The 17,139-nt window shown below is 36.7% G+C and carries 16 protein-coding genes and 1 pseudogene; 14 read left to right on the top strand and 3 right to left on the bottom strand.

Annotation, left to right across the window (positions count from 1 at the left end; translation table 11 throughout):
* Positions 1–355 precede the first annotated feature (355 nt).
* Entirely contained in the window at positions 356–496 is a 141-nt protein-coding gene (locus NYE63_RS10870; RefSeq protein WP_342605127.1) for a hypothetical protein, read from the bottom strand.
* A gap of 156 nt (positions 497–652) precedes the next feature.
* Here NYE63_RS10870 and NYE63_RS10875 point away from each other — a divergent pair, with 156 nt between their 5' ends.
* From NYE63_RS10875 to NYE63_RS10920, 10 genes and pseudogenes are all read left to right on the top strand, one after another.
* A complete protein-coding gene (locus NYE63_RS10875) occupies positions 653–850 on the top strand; it encodes an IDEAL domain-containing protein (RefSeq protein WP_342605128.1) in 198 nt (65 codons plus the stop codon).
* 779 nt (positions 851–1,629) lie between these two features.
* A complete protein-coding gene (locus NYE63_RS10880; RefSeq protein WP_342605129.1) occupies positions 1,630–2,229 on the top strand; it encodes a nucleotidyltransferase family protein in 600 nt (199 codons plus the stop codon).
* A 135-nt stretch (positions 2,230–2,364) separates the two neighbouring features.
* Positions 2,365–4,524 carry a xanthine dehydrogenase family protein molybdopterin-binding subunit gene (locus NYE63_RS10885; protein ID WP_342605130.1) on the top strand — a complete coding sequence of 720 codons (2,160 nt, stop codon included), beginning with the start codon at positions 2,365–2,367 and terminating at the stop codon, positions 4,522–4,524.
* On the top strand, positions 4,521–4,988 hold the full coding sequence (locus NYE63_RS10890; protein ID WP_342605131.1) for a (2Fe-2S)-binding protein: 468 nt from the start codon (positions 4,521–4,523) through the stop codon (positions 4,986–4,988). The genes NYE63_RS10885 and NYE63_RS10890 overlap by 4 nt, the downstream gene beginning before the upstream one ends.
* Entirely contained in the window at positions 4,982–5,848 is an 867-nt protein-coding gene (locus NYE63_RS10895) for a xanthine dehydrogenase family protein subunit M (RefSeq protein WP_342605132.1), read from the top strand. The genes NYE63_RS10890 and NYE63_RS10895 overlap by 7 nt, the downstream gene beginning before the upstream one ends.
* A 26-nt stretch (positions 5,849–5,874) precedes the next feature.
* Positions 5,875–6,669 carry an XdhC/CoxI family protein gene (locus NYE63_RS10900; RefSeq protein WP_342605133.1) on the top strand — a complete coding sequence of 265 codons (795 nt, stop codon included), beginning with the start codon at positions 5,875–5,877 and terminating at the stop codon, positions 6,667–6,669.
* A 1,012-nt stretch (positions 6,670–7,681) separates the two neighbouring features.
* Positions 7,682–8,188: a hypothetical protein gene (locus NYE63_RS10905; protein WP_342605134.1), complete on the top strand. Its 507-nt coding sequence runs from the start codon at positions 7,682–7,684 to the stop codon at positions 8,186–8,188.
* A gap of 363 nt (positions 8,189–8,551) precedes the next feature.
* Entirely contained in the window at positions 8,552–8,902 is a 351-nt protein-coding gene (locus NYE63_RS10910; protein ID WP_342605135.1) for a PadR family transcriptional regulator, read from the top strand.
* On the top strand, positions 8,889–9,731 hold the full coding sequence (locus NYE63_RS10915; protein WP_342605136.1) for a permease prefix domain 1-containing protein: 843 nt from the start codon (positions 8,889–8,891) through the stop codon (positions 9,729–9,731). Before NYE63_RS10910 ends, NYE63_RS10915 begins: the two co-directional genes overlap by 14 nt.
* Before the next feature lie 123 nt (positions 9,732–9,854).
* A pseudogene (locus tag NYE63_RS10920) lies at positions 9,855–9,992 on the top strand (IS110 family transposase); the annotation flags it as partial.
* Between the two features lie 238 nt (positions 9,993–10,230).
* On the opposite strand, the gene NYE63_RS10925 reads toward NYE63_RS10920, so the two are convergent.
* Positions 10,231–11,616, bottom strand: coding sequence for a cytochrome P450 (locus NYE63_RS10925; protein ID WP_342605137.1), 1,386 nt, complete (start codon positions 11,614–11,616; stop codon positions 10,231–10,233).
* An 870-nt stretch (positions 11,617–12,486) separates the two neighbouring features.
* On the opposite strand from NYE63_RS10925, the gene NYE63_RS10930 reads away from it, so the two are divergent.
* The 3 genes from NYE63_RS10930 (at position 12,487) to NYE63_RS10940 (ending at position 14,763) form a co-directional block, all read left to right on the top strand.
* On the top strand, positions 12,487–13,041 hold the full coding sequence (locus NYE63_RS10930; RefSeq protein WP_063236547.1) for a GNAT family protein: 555 nt from the start codon (positions 12,487–12,489) through the stop codon (positions 13,039–13,041).
* Between the two features lie 861 nt (positions 13,042–13,902).
* Complete coding sequence (locus tag NYE63_RS10935) at positions 13,903–14,304, top strand: hypothetical protein (RefSeq protein ID WP_342605138.1); 402 nt, start codon at positions 13,903–13,905, stop codon at positions 14,302–14,304.
* 75 nt (positions 14,305–14,379) lie between these two features.
* Entirely contained in the window at positions 14,380–14,763 is a 384-nt protein-coding gene (locus tag NYE63_RS10940; protein ID WP_342605139.1) for a hypothetical protein, read from the top strand.
* Between the two features lie 276 nt (positions 14,764–15,039).
* On the opposite strand, the gene NYE63_RS10945 is transcribed toward NYE63_RS10940, so the two are convergent.
* Positions 15,040–15,354 carry a hypothetical protein gene (locus tag NYE63_RS10945; RefSeq protein WP_342605140.1) on the bottom strand — a complete coding sequence of 105 codons (315 nt, stop codon included), beginning with the start codon at positions 15,352–15,354 and terminating at the stop codon, positions 15,040–15,042.
* Between the two features lie 221 nt (positions 15,355–15,575).
* Between NYE63_RS10945 and NYE63_RS10950 the strand changes: the two genes are divergently transcribed.
* Positions 15,576–16,871: an IS110 family transposase gene (locus NYE63_RS10950; RefSeq protein WP_342603074.1), complete on the top strand. Its 1,296-nt coding sequence runs from the start codon at positions 15,576–15,578 to the stop codon at positions 16,869–16,871.
* Positions 16,872–17,139 lie beyond the last annotated feature (268 nt).

The raw sequence follows: 17,139 nt of genomic DNA on the forward strand, positions 1-17,139 counted from the left end.
TTAATTATGATTGTAGTGACTTCACTTCTTGCTTTCTTCGGCAAACTCTTTAATAATTCAATCTCTCTTATTATTGGTAATATATTATCTGTAATAATTTCATTATATTTCATAAGCGAGATGACAAGTAACGAACGATGGGGTGGCTATTTTAAGCCACTAACTCCATATCAATTATTATTCTTGGTTAGTTTTTTGAATTTGATTCCTCAGTTCTTCGCTATGAAGTTAGCAAATAGACACAAAAATAAAGTTAAAGATTAATTTGATTAAGAAGAGTAACTTCTTGTTTGAAAGAGAAATGTTAGAAGAAACAGGTTATAAAGTATTCTTAGGTTCTTTTAGGGTCATCGCTTCATCCTTGAAACATAAGATAAAATAATCTCCCAGTCGATGCTGTAACCCAGTATAAATCATCCATAGTTTCTGAAATAGTATCGATTACTAAATTCTCTGCTTCTTTTAAAAGATTAATATATTTATCTTCAGTATTCATATGTTAACACCTTTAATCCTATCTATTAAATCTGTTTTTTCACTTATATTTTTCACTGACTCATTTTCATTGAGTCATTGGAACTACTCGAATAATTATTTGAATAGTTTGAAAACTTTTGGTATAATAGAAAAAAGGTCAAGGAGTTGGTTTCCTATGGAAAAGAATTTGGCTAATACACCACTACAACCTGAAATAAACGTCAAGGATTCTGAATTTGCTGAAATGGTGATAAACAAAGCCCTTCTTAATTTCCGAAAAGAGCAAATCCGAAAAGAGATTGACCAGTCATTACAGGATAAAAACAAAGAAGAATTCCTACGATTAACAGAGGAATTGAAAAACATTTCTTGAAATATTTATAAAATGAACTTAACATATTTGTAACTTTAAGAAGTACGCCAAAACGCCAATCCCATATCTATAAGGGATTGGCGTTTATTTGATTTTTATCGATTAAGAACGATATTATAAATAAGTTATTATTTGTTCCAAAACTCGTCCTTTTCTGAACACACCACTGTTCGATTTGAAAAAGACGTTTTTTATTGCCTTTCTCGTAACAAAACTTTGTTCATTATGAAATCATTAAATGACTCTAGTGTGGATTTTTACTTGTTCAACTAACGGGTGCGAGCTGAAGATCGGAGCTGTCTTTAAGGCAGCTTTTTCTTATGGAACTAACGGGGCAGGATAGTTTAATAATCATGGATAATTTTCCAATTTTCATATAATGTAGAAGGAAGAATAGAAGAAACTCGTCAAAAAAAAGTCTTTGCTCATGAGAGCAAAGGCTTCTTTATATTCTAAAAAATTTATCGTTCTCTGATAATTCAATAATTTTAGCTTCTTCGATTAAACCTTGGTCAATACTTGACACTCTTTCTCTTAAAATAGGGACTATGTATTGTCCTTTTATATCTTTTGATAATTTAAAAATAGTATCAAGTTGGTTAATAAGTAATATAATGAGACTTTTACGCATATAAAGAAAAAACACTATCCAGATTCTTTAATTAAAATTCAAAGCATAAACAATTAATGATCTCTTAATAGTCCATACAGCAAATCCTTACTCCGCTTGTGCTTTTATTGTGAGAATTCAGAAAAATGATAGGTAGAAGGTGACAAACATGGAAGCAATCGTCCTAGCTGCTGGATATTCCAGCCGAGCGAATGCATTTAAAATGACTTTGCCGATGGGGCAAATGAGCGTGTTGGAGCAAACGATCTCTAAATTTGAAGGATTATGCAGCAGGGTCATCGTCGTAGCTGGGTTTCAAGCGGAAATCATCCAAGAGGAGATTGCCAAAATCATCAGTAAAAATGCCTATTCATTTCAGATCAAGTTTGTTTATAATGAAAACTTTAACCAGGGAATGTTTCATTCCATTCAAAAGGGCTGCAACGAAGTAAATGCCCCAACCTTCTTTATAACGCCCGGAGATTGTCCGCTTGTTAAAAAAGAGACTGTTCAGCTACTAGCAAAACACAAAGGAAACGTGGTTATTCCCAGCTTTGACTATAAAGGCGGCCATCCCATTAAATTATCAAGCGAAGTGAAACAGAAAATTCTCGAAACCAATCCAGAAAGTAATTTGCGTGTGGTCCTGGACGGTTACGAAAAGCAATACATGAATGTAGATGATGCGGGAGTATTAATGGATGTTGATACACCGGAGGATTACCAAAAGGCCATTGATTATGATAAAGCTTTAAATTTCTCGAAGTAAAAATATAATTAAAAACTACGAAAATCTTGAATAGAAATGAATCATAAAAGATCATTCTCATTGATAAAATCGTAGGAAGAGGTTTCTATTCAGAATATGTCCCTTTAAAAAAATGAGTCGAAGGGTGTTGTTGCAATGAATCTCAAAGACATAAGCACCTCAGTGCCCAAAAAGGACCATAAAGGTAAAGTATCGGGCCAGTTGCCCTATATTAGTGACGTGAAAGTGGAAAATATGGTTTATGGTGTTTTGTATCGATCGCCAATTGCTTATGGAAAAATCATATCCATTCAATTACCTAACCTTCCGGAAGGGTATGAAGCTGTTGGAGCAGAGCATATCCCCGGACCGAATTATGTCAAAATTATCAAAGAAGATCAGCCCATTTTTGCCAATGAGTGGGTCAATTATATTGGTGAGCCGATTCTCATGCTCACGGGCAAAGACCTGGATATCCTGTACAGTTTGTTAAATGAAGTGAAGGTTGAATTTGAAGAACATCAGGCTATCTATACATTGGACGAAGCGATCAAGCAAAAATCAGTACCCTTAGTTTTGGCAAGCTATGAATTTGGGGAAAGCTTAGAGAACATTTCAGCTATCGAGCAGGGAGCCCATCAAATCATCGAAGAAGAATATGATACGGGTTATCAGGAGCATGTCTACCTTGAGCCGCAAGGAATGCTCGCCGTTTATAAGGATGATGAAATTGTCGTCCAGGGATCGATGCAATGTCTTTATTATATAAAAAATGCATTGCTAAGCGCATTAGCCTGTAGTGACGATGAAGTCAGAGTTGTTCAAAGTCCTACCGGCGGAGGTTTTGGCGGCAAAGAAGATTATCCTTCGATGATGGCTTGTCACGTAGCCGTTGCCGCAAGAGCAGTCAAAAAATCGGTAATGCTCGTGTTCGACCGTTCTGAGGATATGCTGGTTACAACGAAAAGACATCCGGCCAAACTCAAATATCGAACGGCCCTTGATAAGGAAGGAAATATTTTGAGCATGTGTGTTGACATCTTTCTCGATGGAGGGGCAAATGTGGGATTGAGCTCTGTCGTGCTGCAGCGCGCATTAATAAACAGTGCCGGTGTTTATAAAATTCCGCATTTTCATGCAAAAGGCTATGTCTTAAAAACCAATACCGTTCCGAACGGCGCCTTCAGAGGCTTTGGTGCTCCACAAAGCTTTGCCGGAATCGAAAGTCATATTGGACATCTTAGTAAACTGGCAAAAATCGACCCGCTTGAATATAAACGAAAATACCTCGTCAAACAAGGAGACCCCACCATCACCAAAGGTAAATTCCGCGACCCGATATTAGTGGGAGAAATGATTGAGGACCTACTCAACGTGTCAGAATACAAAAAGAAAAAAGAAGACTTTCAGCGCTTAAATCAACAAAATCAGCGCTATAAAAAAGGCATAGGAACTTCGCTGTTCCTTCACGGCTGTGGATTTACAGGCAGTGGCGAAAGAGATCATATTAAAGCAACGGTGAAGCTGGTTAAATCAAAGGACGACCAGGTATCACTAAAAATCTCAAACTCTGATATGGGACAAGGTATTTTGACGACGTTGTGTAAAATTGTCGCCAAAGAACTTAACCTCCCGTTCGAAGATATTTTGTACCCTTATCCCGACACAAAAGAGGTTCCCGACTCGGGTCCGACCGTAGCTTCCAGGACCACGATGATTGTCGGAAAATTGCTTGAACGGGCCGCAAAAAAACTTAAGGATCAGTGGCAAACAGGGCTGGAACAGGAAGTAGTTGAGCACTATGTTCACCGTGAAATGATTCCTTGGGACGAGAAAACCTTCACTGGAGATGCCTACCCGGCTTATTCATGGGGCGTTAATATCGTTGAAGTAGAAGTTGATACGTTAATAGGAAATATAAAGTTAGAAAAAGTATACGGTAATTATGAAGTTGGGAAGGTCATCGATGAACGGATTATGAAAGGCCAAATTGACGGTGGTTTGGCTCAAGGGCTAGCATACGGTTATCTAGAAAAGATGACGTCAAAGCAAGGTAGAATCCAACAAAAAAGCATATCGGATTATGGACCGCCGACTTCATTGGATGTTGTTTCAATTGAAAGCAAGGTCTTTGATAACCCCTATGCTGATGGTCCATACGGGGCGAAGGGCGCAGGTGAATTGACTTTAATCGGAGGCGCTCCAGCAGTCCAAGCTGCGATCGAGGATGCCCTGCAAACTTCTTTTCAGCAAATTCCGATTACACCGGAAGTCATTATTGAAAGTCTTTGGATGAAAGAAGGTGAAGAGGGTTGATTAAATTCATACTAAATGGAAGAACGGTAGAAACTGACGCCCCTGCTACAGCAAGATTACTAGATTTATTAAGAAATGAGTTTGAGTTAATCGGAACAAAGGAAGGCTGTGGTGAAGGGGAGTGCGGAGCCTGCAGTGTTTTTGTGAATAACCTCCTGCAAAACAGCTGCCTTATACCAATTGGCTCGATTGCTGGTACCGATATTCAAACGATCGAAGGCATCATTGAAACGGAACAATTTAAAATTTTAGATGAGAGCTATTCCATCGCCGGGGGAGTGCAATGCGGCTATTGCATTCCGGGGATGATTATGGCAAGTGCAGCTTTGTTATCTAAAAATCCTCATCCTTCAGAGGCTGAAATTCGTGAAGGCATCTCCGGAAATCTGTGCCGATGTACGGGCTACAATATGATTGTTGAGGCGATTAACCTAGCAGCTAAAAAAGGTGATGGCTTATGGTAGAGAAAATAAAAGCGTATCGCTTCGAGCGTTTAGACGAAACGTTGAGCCAATTGAATAGAGAAGATTGTGCAATCATAGCCGGAGGCACCGATGTTATGGTTCTTCACAAAAGTAGAAGGGGAGTACCTCCGAAAATCCCTAAACCGATTGTTTTTATTAATCATCTTTCCGAATTAAAGCAGGTGTATCAACATCACAAGGATCTCCACATCGGGGCCTGCTGTACCTATAGTGAATTACTTGAAAATCCGTTGATTCCTTTTGCTTTAAAGAATGCAATTAAAACAATTGCTGCCCCAGCAATTAGAAACCGGGGAACATTTGGCGGTAATATTTGCAACGCCTCTCCAGCCGGTGACATGCTTCCTTTATTATATGTATACAATGCAAAGCTTCTGTTGCGCTCCGTAAATGGTGATCGTATGGTTGCGATTAGCGATTTTATTCAAGGTCCACGACGGGTTCAACGCTTTCACAATGAAATAGTAACGGAGATTATTCTGCCGTTCGTATTAGAAGATTCACATGTCGTTTTCGAGAAAGTCGGCAACCGCAACGCAGATGCCATTGCCAAAGTATCGTTTGCGGGTTTCGTCCGGATAAGCAAAGATCGAATCGATGACATTCGATTTGCCTTCGGGGCGGTCGGACCTACGATGGTTCGTTCCATTGATATTGAGAAGAAGCTGGTTGGAAAAACGATACCATTAGCCGATGCAGACATCGCTGTGATTGTGGCAGCCTTCGATAAGATCATTAGACCAATCGACGATCAACGCTCCACTGCGGCTTACAGAAAAACCGTTGCGTTACATCTTTTACGTTATTTTCTTAGCATGAAGCAATATCAACCGAATTAATGTTTAAAAATAGGGGGGAGCTTTTCATGCTGCTGATAGAAAAAGTGGCCATGCTGACGCGTCAAAACGAAACCTTTGCTTTAGCCATGATTATTGAATCAAAGGGCTCGACTCCCAGGCATGTTGGAAAAATGATTGTCTACCGGGATGGTACCATTGAAGGGACTGTCGGAGGGGGCTTGGCTGAACACTATGTGATCGAAGATAGTGTAAAGGCGATCCAAAATGGCCAATCGAAAATCGTTGAATATAAATTGAATAAACATGCAAAAGACGGAATTCAGATGAATTGTGGCGGCACGTTACGGGTCTTTATTGAAGTCTATACAAGCAGGCCTGAACTCATTCTGGCTGGGGCCGGTCATTTAGGCTATGCGTTGGCAAAGCTCGCTGATTTCCTCGAATATCCTTATTGCATTGTCGATGATCGCGTTGGTTATTGTACGAAGGAACGCTTTCCTAATGCGACAAACCTTTTTGTGAACGAGGATATTGGAAAGGCTTTGCTCGCAGCCAATCTAAATGAAAAGTCATATGTGGTTATTGTTACAAAAGATTGTGATGATATTGTATTAAAAACGGCATTGCAATTTCCGATTGCATATGTTGGGATGGTCGCCAGTAAACGCAAGGTCATAAGCATATTTGAAAAGTTAAAAAGTGAAGGGGTCACGCAAGAACAGTTGGAGCAGGTCCATTCTCCAATCGGATTGGAAATTGGCTCGGAAACATCAGAAGAAATTGCCATCAGTATTATCGGACAAATCATCAAAGTAAGCAAGGAAAAAAAGCCTGTAAAAGTGAAACAATTAAATAGATAAGTAGAAAGGTATAACACCTGAGGCAGATAAAGCTAAAATCAAAATGTCTAATAGACAATGGGGTCGTCAGTTCCCGCTGTGTTAAAGTATTAACTCAGTGGGACTGACCTTTTTTCTTTGATAAAAGCGGATGTAAAACGAATTGATGAGGAAATAGACCATATGAGAGATTGGGAGGAACGTAGGAAAAAATGTAATCATGTATTCGATAAAGAGAAGGTTTCTGGCAACACTCTCAATATGGTGGAGGTCTTTCTTGGTATTCTAGGTGTAAGGATTGTGGTGGGTTCTTTGTTACTGGCGAATATTATGATTAACACCGATATAATATTCTTAAACCTTTAAACTTACTCAAGGATACATACAAAAACAGTTATCTAATAAGCAAGAAAAAGTAATAAAAAAGCCTACGATCCCTGAATAACAAGGATCGTAGGCCTTTTTGAGATAAAGTAAAGGACTTCAGCCATCATGTTGGGGCTTTTAAGGCCCCAGTCTTAGATAAAATGGGAGAACGATTATTAAAAAAACATTTTACAGATGAGCAAGAAGTAAAAGGCGTGCAAACATTTTTGAAAGTGAAAGAAAATGAAAAAGTGATGAACAGAAAAGAAAGAGGGATGGATTTCGAGAGATAGGAATTATGGTTCTTTTTTTTATGGAAACAGGCACACCTTAAAGGCATTCCTTTGATATGATTCATATCCAAAGAGAATTTTGAAAAACTAACAAACATTAAAGGACCGTCAATAGACCTGTTTTTTGTACGAAAGAAGGATAGCCACCAAGTTTCGACGAATATATCAATATACTTTTTGGAGGTGTTGGATATGGCGATTTGTTGTGGAGAGTGTCACGTTGAATTAAAGAGTGATGATTATGTCACATTAGATGAATTTAGCACGCTGAGGCACACATATTGCGGTTATGATCTTATTGCCGAGCTGATCAAAGACATTGGGACTTATCGAAATATCAAAACAAAGTATTGGTTTTCCCGTGAGCGTACTAAATGAAAATCGGTGAAATCTTGGAGTTAATTAAAACTGATACACCAGCGAATATTGCCAAAAGGGCTGATGTTCATCTTTCAGAAAAATTACTAAGTAAAGCATTGAATAAAGCTGGTTATAAGTATAGAAATTCAGGCGAAAAAGGCTGGTATTTCGTTGGTGAAGGTGATGAGGAAACGGTACAAGAGCAGCTTATTTATGACTTTGCAACAGCAGGAAACGCAAAGGCGAACGTTTCAACTAATGTAAATAAAGAACCTATTAACGATACCAACCAACGTTCTAACGTTGGCATAAAACGTGGTAAAGAACAGGTCGAACAAGCGAACGAACAATCAGCACCAACCATAGAACGAACCAACGTTATAAGAAAACGTTCTTCATTCGATATGGATGTTGAACTTATGAAGGAACTAAAAATACAAGCAATCATTCATGATAGGACGGTTTATGAACTAGTTGAAAGTGCCGTAAGACACTATTTAGCTGAATTAAAGGGAAAATGATGTGGCTTTGAAATAAAGTCGCGATGTTTATAATAAAGTTGCACCGTTTAACCCCTTTGGATAATATCCTCTAAAGGGGTGTTTTTATGTCCAAAAGATAAAGTACATCTGAAATTAAAAAATGGATCAAGGGAATTTTGAGTGGTAATAGAGTTGTTCCGTTAAAGGGCGCGATTCTTTAATAAGAATACTTTTCTTATAGAACTAACGGGTGCGTTAGCTGAAGTTCGGTGCTGTATTTAAGACAGCTTTTTCTTATGGAACTAACGGGGCAGGTTAGTTAATTAAAAACCTGTTTTTTTTGAAGGAATACCTTGCATTATAAGGTAATGTAAAATATATTTATACCAAGAGGTGGGAAAATTGGAAATTAATAAGGAAGTCTTGAAAGGTCATATAGACACTCTCATCCTTTCTCTTTTACATAGGAGGGATATGTACGGCTATGAATTAGCCAAAATCGTCCGAGAAAAGAGTGATGACCAATTTGAATTAAAAGAAGGTACGCTTTATCTATCTTTAAAGAGATTAGAAAAGAATGAATGGGTTTCTTCTTACTGGGGGGATGAACAAGGACCAGGAGGAAGAAGAAAATATTACAGGCTTACAGCCATGGGTGAAGAAGAATTTGAAGAAAAGCGTTCGGAATGGAAATTTGTAAAAAAATTAATCGATACGTTTTTGGAAGGGGGAGAAAAGATTGAAGCAAATTGAAGAGTATGTTAATTCTGTTTATCGAAATGTTGATGGTGATAAAAACGAAATTGACGAATTAAAAGAGGAAATGCAATCGCATTTATTAGAGGCTGCCTATGAGTTAAAAGAAAAGGGAGTATCTGAAGAAGAAGCGAGCAGAATGGCTATTGAAAACTTCGGAGATAAAAAACACATGATTAAAGGATTATCAGAATTTTTTAGTGTACAAAAGAGATTTGCTCGTTATATCTTATTATTTTCATTGGTTTCACTTGTGCTAGGAGCTATCATTTTTGTAAATACCTCCTTAGAAATATATAATTTCAAGGAAGAAAGAAGCATCATCATGAACGATGTGTTAACCATTGTAGGTGATGATGATGTGATTTCTGACTCCAAAAAAGAGGATATTCAAACTCTTTTCGACGAACATAAGGATCATTTGAATTATCTTGCAATATTTAACACAGAAGAGAACGCTCAATTAAAAGATTGGTTGAAAGAATTTAATATAACACAAAAACCTTCTACCACTTCCCCCATTGAATATCAGTATGCAACATTTATGATTGAAGATCCGTATGAAATTTTTAATAAAGAAGGAATTGTTAGCGATGATTATGATTTAGGAACAGTGGCGAGTACAAAGGATAATTGGATTGTTCAATATGAATATAAGGATACCTACCAGAATGTTATTGAAGCAAATAATTCATGGGCATTAGGAGATTACATGGCTATTTTTCAGCTGCCGATTTTGTTCTTTGTAGTGTTTGGGGTTCTAATTATTGTTTGGGGATTCTTAAAAAAATATCATAAAACATATTTAAAAGGACTTATAAACTGAATTTCTTAATGAACTAACGGGTGCGTAAGCTGAAGGTCGGAGCTGTATTTAAGGCAGCTTGTTCCTTATGGAACTAACGGGGCAGGTTAGTTTATTAAGCGTAGTGTATTCGGACTGTTCGGTAGTTCAAGTAACAAAAAGCTTAAGAAAAAATCAGAAGGAAAACCGGCCAAAGTGTCAATCGTTGCCTGTATTAATATGTTGCTTCATTGGATTTACGCTTTATTAAAGAGAAAAGAAACGTTCCTAGATTTAGCCTAATTAACGGTTTTGTGAAACAGAGAAAATCCCTCCAAAAGGGTTTTGGAGGGTTATTTGGCATGGCCAAAAATAGTATATCATAGGGGAATGAAAATTTTAGACAAAGATATTGACATCCTATTAGCTGGTTTACTTCAAAAACTAGGGTTGATGCGGCAGTCTTTTTTATGGAACTAAAGGAGGGATCTTCCTTAGGTGTAGAGTGACAATTTTGTTCATTAATACAACATATATTCCTTTAAATTTCAGAAGCTTCTGGTTGGATACCTTCTATATTTCTTTCTTCGACTACCATGCGCAATCCACGTTTCGGTCTGAGTGTAATAGACGGAAGTGGCTTTACTTCATGATGGTCAGGCGCCAGCCTTATCCGATATCGTTGAGCAATGCATGCTAGGACAAGCACAGCTTCCATCACTGCAAAATGATTACCGATACAAACTCTCGGACCTCCGCCAAATGGAAAGTAAGCGAACGGAGGTAGGGTTTTCATAAAGTTGTTTTCAAATCGCTCAGGTTTAAAGGAATCTGGATTATCAAAATACTCAGGCTTGTGGTGCATCACATACTGACTTAACAGGATCATATCGCCTTTTTTAAAAAGATACCCTCCAATTACCACATCCTCCGCCACTTCCCGTTGTATGATATAGGCAGGTGGGTATATGCGCATTGATTCATAGATAACATTTTGTGTGTATGTTAATTTCATAAAATCGCCAGGTGTTGGATTACGGTTGCCGATTACGCTATCTATTTCATTGAAAAGTTTAGTTTCCACATCAGGGTGTTGGGAAAGCAAGTATAAGGTCCAGGAAAGCGCGTTTGCTGTTGTTTCGTGACCGGCAAGGAAAATGGTCATTAACTCATCACGTAACTGCTTGTCTGTCATAGCTAAGCCATCCTCATCATCTCGAGCATCCATTAGAATCCCAAGCATATCCTCATGTCTCTCTGCCTCTGTTCTGCGTTTTTCAATAAAGCTATAAATCACCTTATCAAGTCTCTGTTTCGCAATGTTATATTCACGGTTGTTTTTAGTTGGAACCCATAGTGGCATTTGAAGTGTTCGCATTCTTTTAACGGCAATTCGCATGAAGGCTTCTATAGGTTCCCCGAGCATGCCATATCCTTCTTTGAGGTTCATGCTGAACATGGTCTTGCTGATAATACCCAGTGCAAGGCTCATCATATCCTCCGTAATTATCCTTTCTTCGCTGTTCTTCCAAGTGGAAATATAGTCCATTGTTATATCAATCATATCCTGAGCATAATTGATAATATGAGACTTTTTGAAAGAGGGTTGAATAAGCCTTCTTTGGCGCATGTGAATTTCTTTTTCACTTGTAAGAAGGCCTTCTCCGATTACTGGTTTTAAAGCAGAGAAGTCCTTTGATTTCAAGAAGGATTTTTGTTTTGTTACAAGTACCTGCTTAATTAAATCTGAATTTGAAATAAGGTAAACATTATGGAAAGGTCCAAAACGAATTTTAGCAACTTCTCCATATTCTTTTGCTAAACGGGTAAGAAAGCCAAGTGTATCTGAAATAAACTCCTTTGAATGGCCAGTAATTAATTTTCCTTTTGGGCCTGGAGAATCATTTGAAAAATTTGTGTCACTCAATGGTTTGTTTCCTCCATTTCGATATAATTACTTGTATTCATTCTATGAGGAAAGTATTGATTGGTTTGGACAAGTTGTTAATAAGAAGACTAACAAATACAATATTTTTTTAAGATAGCTAATCAATTTGAATGAAATTATAAGTGTGTATAAAGGAATACTATTAATAAACGAAATCAAAGTGTTTATGAAATTGTAAAGGCACCCATCCCTGGTTTTCACTTTCTTTTACTAATGAAAGCAGGTATGTATGGAACTAACTTATAAAAGTTATTATTTTGTTGAACTAACAAATATGGGGTTGGAAACAGCTCCATTTTCTTATTCAACTAACGGGGCAGGTTAGTTGAACAAGTAGATGTTTTTGATGTGGTATTATATGGGTATAAGAATAATTTACATAATTTAAAGGGAGATGATTTAATGTCACTTAATATTTTAATACCAATTATTATAATGGGTATCATAATTCTTTGCGGCTGTGGAATTTTCAAGGTTGCCAAAATCATAAAAAGGTAATAACTATATTTTTATACCTTTCAATAATTCCACTATAAGGTGCAATAGTTGGGAATTGAGGCTGGCGGAAGGAACTAACGGGGCAGGATAGTTCCATAAGGAATACTGTTAAGTGACATTAAAGTTGTTTAATTTACAATAAAGTCGTTTAAAACATAATAAAGTTGTTTAAAAACGTCAGTCATGTTATTCCATTAAAGGGCCAGATTGCCGAGGAAACAGTTGAAACATATATTTGGAAAATTATTTGAAAGGATATACTAAGATGAGTGCGATGATATTTAACCTTAATTGGGGACATTTTCGCTCCATCGGAGGTTCATTAACAAAGCGTAGTTAGAGGAGGTTAAAATGGAGAAGCAGGCTGTTTTATTTCATTCATTAGAGGGTGAAAAAATCTACTTCAAAGCACTAAGGATAGAGGATGTTCAAGAGATACATCATTATGCGTCAGATCAAGAGGTCTCACGATTTATTGGCTGGAATTTGATGAGTACTTTGGAGGAAACTCGTCAGTTCATTGAAATAATGTTAAAACGTGAGTCGGCAGGAACTCATTTATATTCCTCCATTGTTGAAAAATTAACTCAAGCAATTATAGGAACAGCCATAATTTTCAATTTTGACCAAGAAGCAAACCAAGCTGAAATTGGTTATGTGTTGCATAAACATCATTGGGATAAGGGGTATGGAACAGAGATTGTTGCGTTGATAAGTGATTTTGCATTTAAATCACTTAATCTTCATAAGCTCCATGCTATGGTAGTGCATGCCAATATTGGCTCTGCACGGATACTTGAAAAGAACAGGTATGAGTTAGAAGGACGATTAAAAGACCACTATTTTATAGAGGATAAGTATTATGATGCATTACTTTTCGGCAAAATTACTAACCTGGAAACTTAGCGGTCTTGTACAGATAAAATGAAGAGGTTTGTTGACGATAATTTCAATAAAATATAGTCCCTTCTTATTCAATTAAAGGGCGCATTTCTTTAATAAGAATTGCTTTTCTTATAGAACTACCATGAAAATAAGTTTCTTTAAAAATAGAAAAATGACAATACTTAAGAAGACCCTGCTCAATCGTTTAAAAAAGAGGAGAGCGTTAATTAATTAGTCTATGGATTAGGGTTGACTGGATTAAGGTCAGTATCAGTATTGACACTTCCTAACCATTTTCATTCTTTGCGATTCATGGATGGCTAACGGGTGCGTTAGCTGAAGATCGGTGTTATTGGTAATTATATATGCTTACGATGCTGTTTAAGGAGTGAGATAAAATATTAAATTTACCAAACTTTTCAGAAGTAAAGATATTAAAACTATCTGTTAATGCATTGTTAATAGGTGTTTTATTAACTTTAGTTAGTTTAATTGTTAATGATGTTATTTCAATTGTTTTTCATGAAAGAATTACATTGAATTTATTTTTTATTAATTTAATTATGGTTTTTTGGGCAATGCAAAATACAAAATATAAAAAACAATGAACTTGAGTTTAGTTAAATAAAGTGTTTTTTATTCAGATAACGGGTGCTTTACTTCTATAAGAGAGGTTGCTGAGGCAGCCTTTTTCTTATGGCACTAAAGGGGCAGTTTAGTTCATTAAGAAATTACCCTGTTCAACGATCGGGTATAGCTAAGGAAGAGAAAATTATTAGTTCTGAAACAGGTACGTCCACTGACAAACCATTAAAGGTGAATTTAGCAAGGCATTCACCTATGTTATAGCATAGACATATATATAGATTGAGGTGAAAAACAGTGGATTTTCAGACAGAAACTAATAAGCAAACCGAGGAAAATACTGAAAATGAGGAATTGAAATTAAAACTGGAAAAACAAATTTCCATTGCAGTCTGGATACAATTTATTGGTTCAATAATGGAGGCGGTCTTATTATCAAAAATTATGTTGATTAGCGAGGAAGTTAGATCAGATCCTAATGAAAGAGAAGTATTACGAGGAGTTTGGATTTCAACCATTGGACAATTTTTAGACGGTGTTGGTACTACCAAACAGGTTATGACAAGTGATGAAATTATGCAGCTAGAAGGAGAAGTTATCTCAAACATAGGGGATTGGATAAAGGTTGCCGGTGGAATACTAGATGCACACGGAGGGTCACAGATAATAGCAAAGGAAAGAGCGGAATTCTTCCCATAAAAATGGTTTAGAATGCGGTCAACTTATAAAAAAAGCATAACAAAAAAATCTTAAACCGAGTAAGGAGGTTTGACGATGCAAATCAGTGTCATTGAATATGGAGAAACACTAAAAAAAATTGGTGGGGGATTAGTTCAAGTTTCAAAAGGTTTAAGTTTTATTGATTCAGAGGATGTCTTAATAAAATTGGAACTTGAAGTATCATTACTTGAAAAAAGTATAACTGATTTAGAATTAGTATCTCCCCCAAAGATTATAGAAAAAGAACATTTAGAATTAATAAGTGTTTTTAAAGACTTAACTGAAGGAATGAAATATTTAATTCAATATATAAAATCAAATGCCGACATTATGAATTCTAATAAATTTTCTAATATGTTGAAAGATATTAATAATAGAGGTAATAATATTATAAATATTTTATCATCAATTATTTTAAAATTAGTTATTACCCAGTAGAGAAGGATATCTAGAGATGGTTTTTTAATTCCTTATTCAAATAATCGATGCAGAAGATAGAAAGTACAGGACCATCTTTATGTGCGATTATTCCAGTTTAAATGAACTAACGGGTGCGTTAGCTGAAGATCTGAGCTGTCTTTAAGACAGCTTTTTCTTATGGAACTAATGGGTAGGATAATTCAGTAACGTCACATAAGACATATAGTGAACAAATAAAAAAAGACAGTGTACCACGCTGCCTCTTTTTGTATGTGGGTTAAAGAAAACGAAGAATTATTTCATCTTATCTAGTGAAATTATTCTATGTTTTAATTCTGAATTCATATTTAAAACACCTATCACAATTTGATTATCTTCCGTCAATGTTATGTATCTGAAATAATCATCATCAGAAATCAACAAATCGGTGTCATTCGTCATTTTTTCCATTTTGGCAAATACATCTACTGTGTACTCAATGTGAAAAAAATCATCAAATCCCTTGCTTGAGCTACCTACCCAGGTATACAGAAAATCTTTCAGTGTGATTTGTTCAATCCCCGATAATTGTTTCTTGAATTTTAACTTATCTACTGTTACGCTTATCATCTTTCATCACTCCTTAACGAGTCTTAATTATATATATTGAAGTCTTCTCCAACAATGCTATTAGCGTAACAATCCGTTTACAGTTTAGTTACTATACTAACGGGGCAGCATTCCTGTAATAACTGAAAATGAGGTTTGAACGATAAAAGACCTCTTGATAAGATGAATGTGTCCTGAGCTGGCCAGCTAAAAAGGACAAAAACATCTATCGGAGGCCTCAAATGAATTATAACCAAAATCATAAAATCACTCAAATTACTTTTGAAACCTTAATTGTCGGAGTAGACATCGCCAAACACAATCATGTCGCGAGAGCACAAGATTATAGAGGAATGGAATTGGGTAAAACGTGTTTCTTTGAAAATACGAAAGCAGGATTTCATTCGTTTCTAGATTGGATTAACCACCTAGTTAAAGCGTGTAAGTTAAATCAAGTGATTGTAGGCATGGAGCCAACCGGTCACTACTGGTTAAATCTAGCTCATCTCCTGAAAGAGAATAATATTAAGTTCGTATCTGTCAATCCACTACATGTTAAACGAAGTAAAGAATTAGACGATAATTCACCTACAAAGAATGACGTGAAAGATGCAAAAGTCATAGCACAGTTAGTCAAAGACGGAAGATACGCCGAACCAACAATTCCACAAGGAATTTATGCAGAACTCAGAGTGGCCAAAAAACTTCGCGATCTTCTCAACGTTGACTTACAGGTCGTTCAGGGACAAGTTCATAACTGGCTTGATCGTTACTTTCCCGAATTTTTGACGGTGTTCAAAAGTTGGGAAGGCAAGGCAGCTATTCATTTTCTAAAGCTAGAAGCCTTGCCACATGAACTTGTAAAGTATACGGATGAAGAGCTCTTACTTTCCTTAAGACAAGTGGTAAAACGCAGTATAGGCTTAAAGAAGATACGAGCACTTAAAGAAGCAGCCAATCGTTCGATTGGTATTCGTCAAGGGGCAGCTATGGCGAAATTAGAGTTGAGAGCTTTACTAGAGAAGTATGATTTTATTCAAATGAAATTCGAAGAATTAGATCATCAATTAGATCAGTTATTAGACCATATCCCAGGTGTCACACAGATGTTAGAGGTGTCAGGGATTGGTCGGGATACAGTAGCAGGTTTTTTCGCAGAGGTCGGCGACCTCAGAGACTATCAACATCCTCGCCAAATTGTAAAATTAGCAGGTTTAAGTTTAAAAGAGAACACATCCGGAAAGCACAAAGGTCAGACCAAGATTACCAAACGGGGCCGAAAGAAATTGAGGGCTCTCTTATTCCGAGCATCCATGATACTGGTGGCAAAGAACAAGGCTTTTAAAGCCCTTCATATCTATTACACAACACGTTCTCACAATCCCTTAAAGAAAATGCAATCTCTGATAGCCTTGTGTAACAAGCTTATTCGAATTCTGTTTTCAATCGGTAAAAAACAATTTACGTTTCAAGAAGATAAGATGTTAAAGGATATCCCTCATATGGAAACATTTGTAGCACATCAAACAGTCGCATAGATTATTGAATTTTAAGGTTACAAGTCATTTAATTAACACTCATTTAAAAGTGAAGCACGGATTAGTCGGCAAAGCAACTAACGTGAGGACTTAGATCCTGTGGGGCAGCATGACCGACATCCACCTCATGGAAAGGTTGAACGAAGGAATGTAGGAGCATCGACTCTGTGAGACATGGGAGGGTTGACCTCCATGAGACATGTGGATATCCAAAAGTGCGATCATAACATTGATTAAACCAATTTTTTCCTATAATTGGCTAGTTTAG

It is taken from the genome of Peribacillus sp. FSL E2-0159 (genome assembly GCF_038643155.1).
Lineage (GTDB): Bacteria > Bacillota > Bacilli > Bacillales > DSM-1321 > Peribacillus > Peribacillus simplex.

What these genes read in the sequence shown, in the direction of transcription:
- NYE63_RS10870 (WP_342605127.1), bottom strand. Translation starts at nt 496, where the DNA reads ATGAATACTGAAGATAAATATATTAATCTTTTAAAAGAAGCAGAGAAT.
- NYE63_RS10875 (WP_342605128.1), top strand. Translation starts at nt 653, where the DNA reads ATGGAAAAGAATTTGGCTAATACACCACTACAACCTGAAATAAACGTC.
- NYE63_RS10880 (WP_342605129.1), top strand. Translation starts at nt 1,630, where the DNA reads ATGGAAGCAATCGTCCTAGCTGCTGGATATTCCAGCCGAGCGAATGCA.
- NYE63_RS10885 (WP_342605130.1), top strand. Translation starts at nt 2,365, where the DNA reads ATGAATCTCAAAGACATAAGCACCTCAGTGCCCAAAAAGGACCATAAA.
- NYE63_RS10895 (WP_342605132.1), top strand. Translation starts at nt 4,982, where the DNA reads ATGGTAGAGAAAATAAAAGCGTATCGCTTCGAGCGTTTAGACGAAACG.
- NYE63_RS10900 (WP_342605133.1), top strand. Translation starts at nt 5,875, where the DNA reads ATGCTGCTGATAGAAAAAGTGGCCATGCTGACGCGTCAAAACGAAACC.
- NYE63_RS10905 (WP_342605134.1), top strand. Translation starts at nt 7,682, where the DNA reads ATGAAAATCGGTGAAATCTTGGAGTTAATTAAAACTGATACACCAGCG.
- NYE63_RS10930 (WP_063236547.1), top strand. Translation starts at nt 12,487, where the DNA reads ATGGAGAAGCAGGCTGTTTTATTTCATTCATTAGAGGGTGAAAAAATC.
- NYE63_RS10940 (WP_342605139.1), top strand. Translation starts at nt 14,380, where the DNA reads ATGCAAATCAGTGTCATTGAATATGGAGAAACACTAAAAAAAATTGGT.
- NYE63_RS10945 (WP_342605140.1), bottom strand. Translation starts at nt 15,354, where the DNA reads ATGATAAGCGTAACAGTAGATAAGTTAAAATTCAAGAAACAATTATCG.
- NYE63_RS10950 (WP_342603074.1), top strand. Translation starts at nt 15,576, where the DNA reads ATGAATTATAACCAAAATCATAAAATCACTCAAATTACTTTTGAAACC.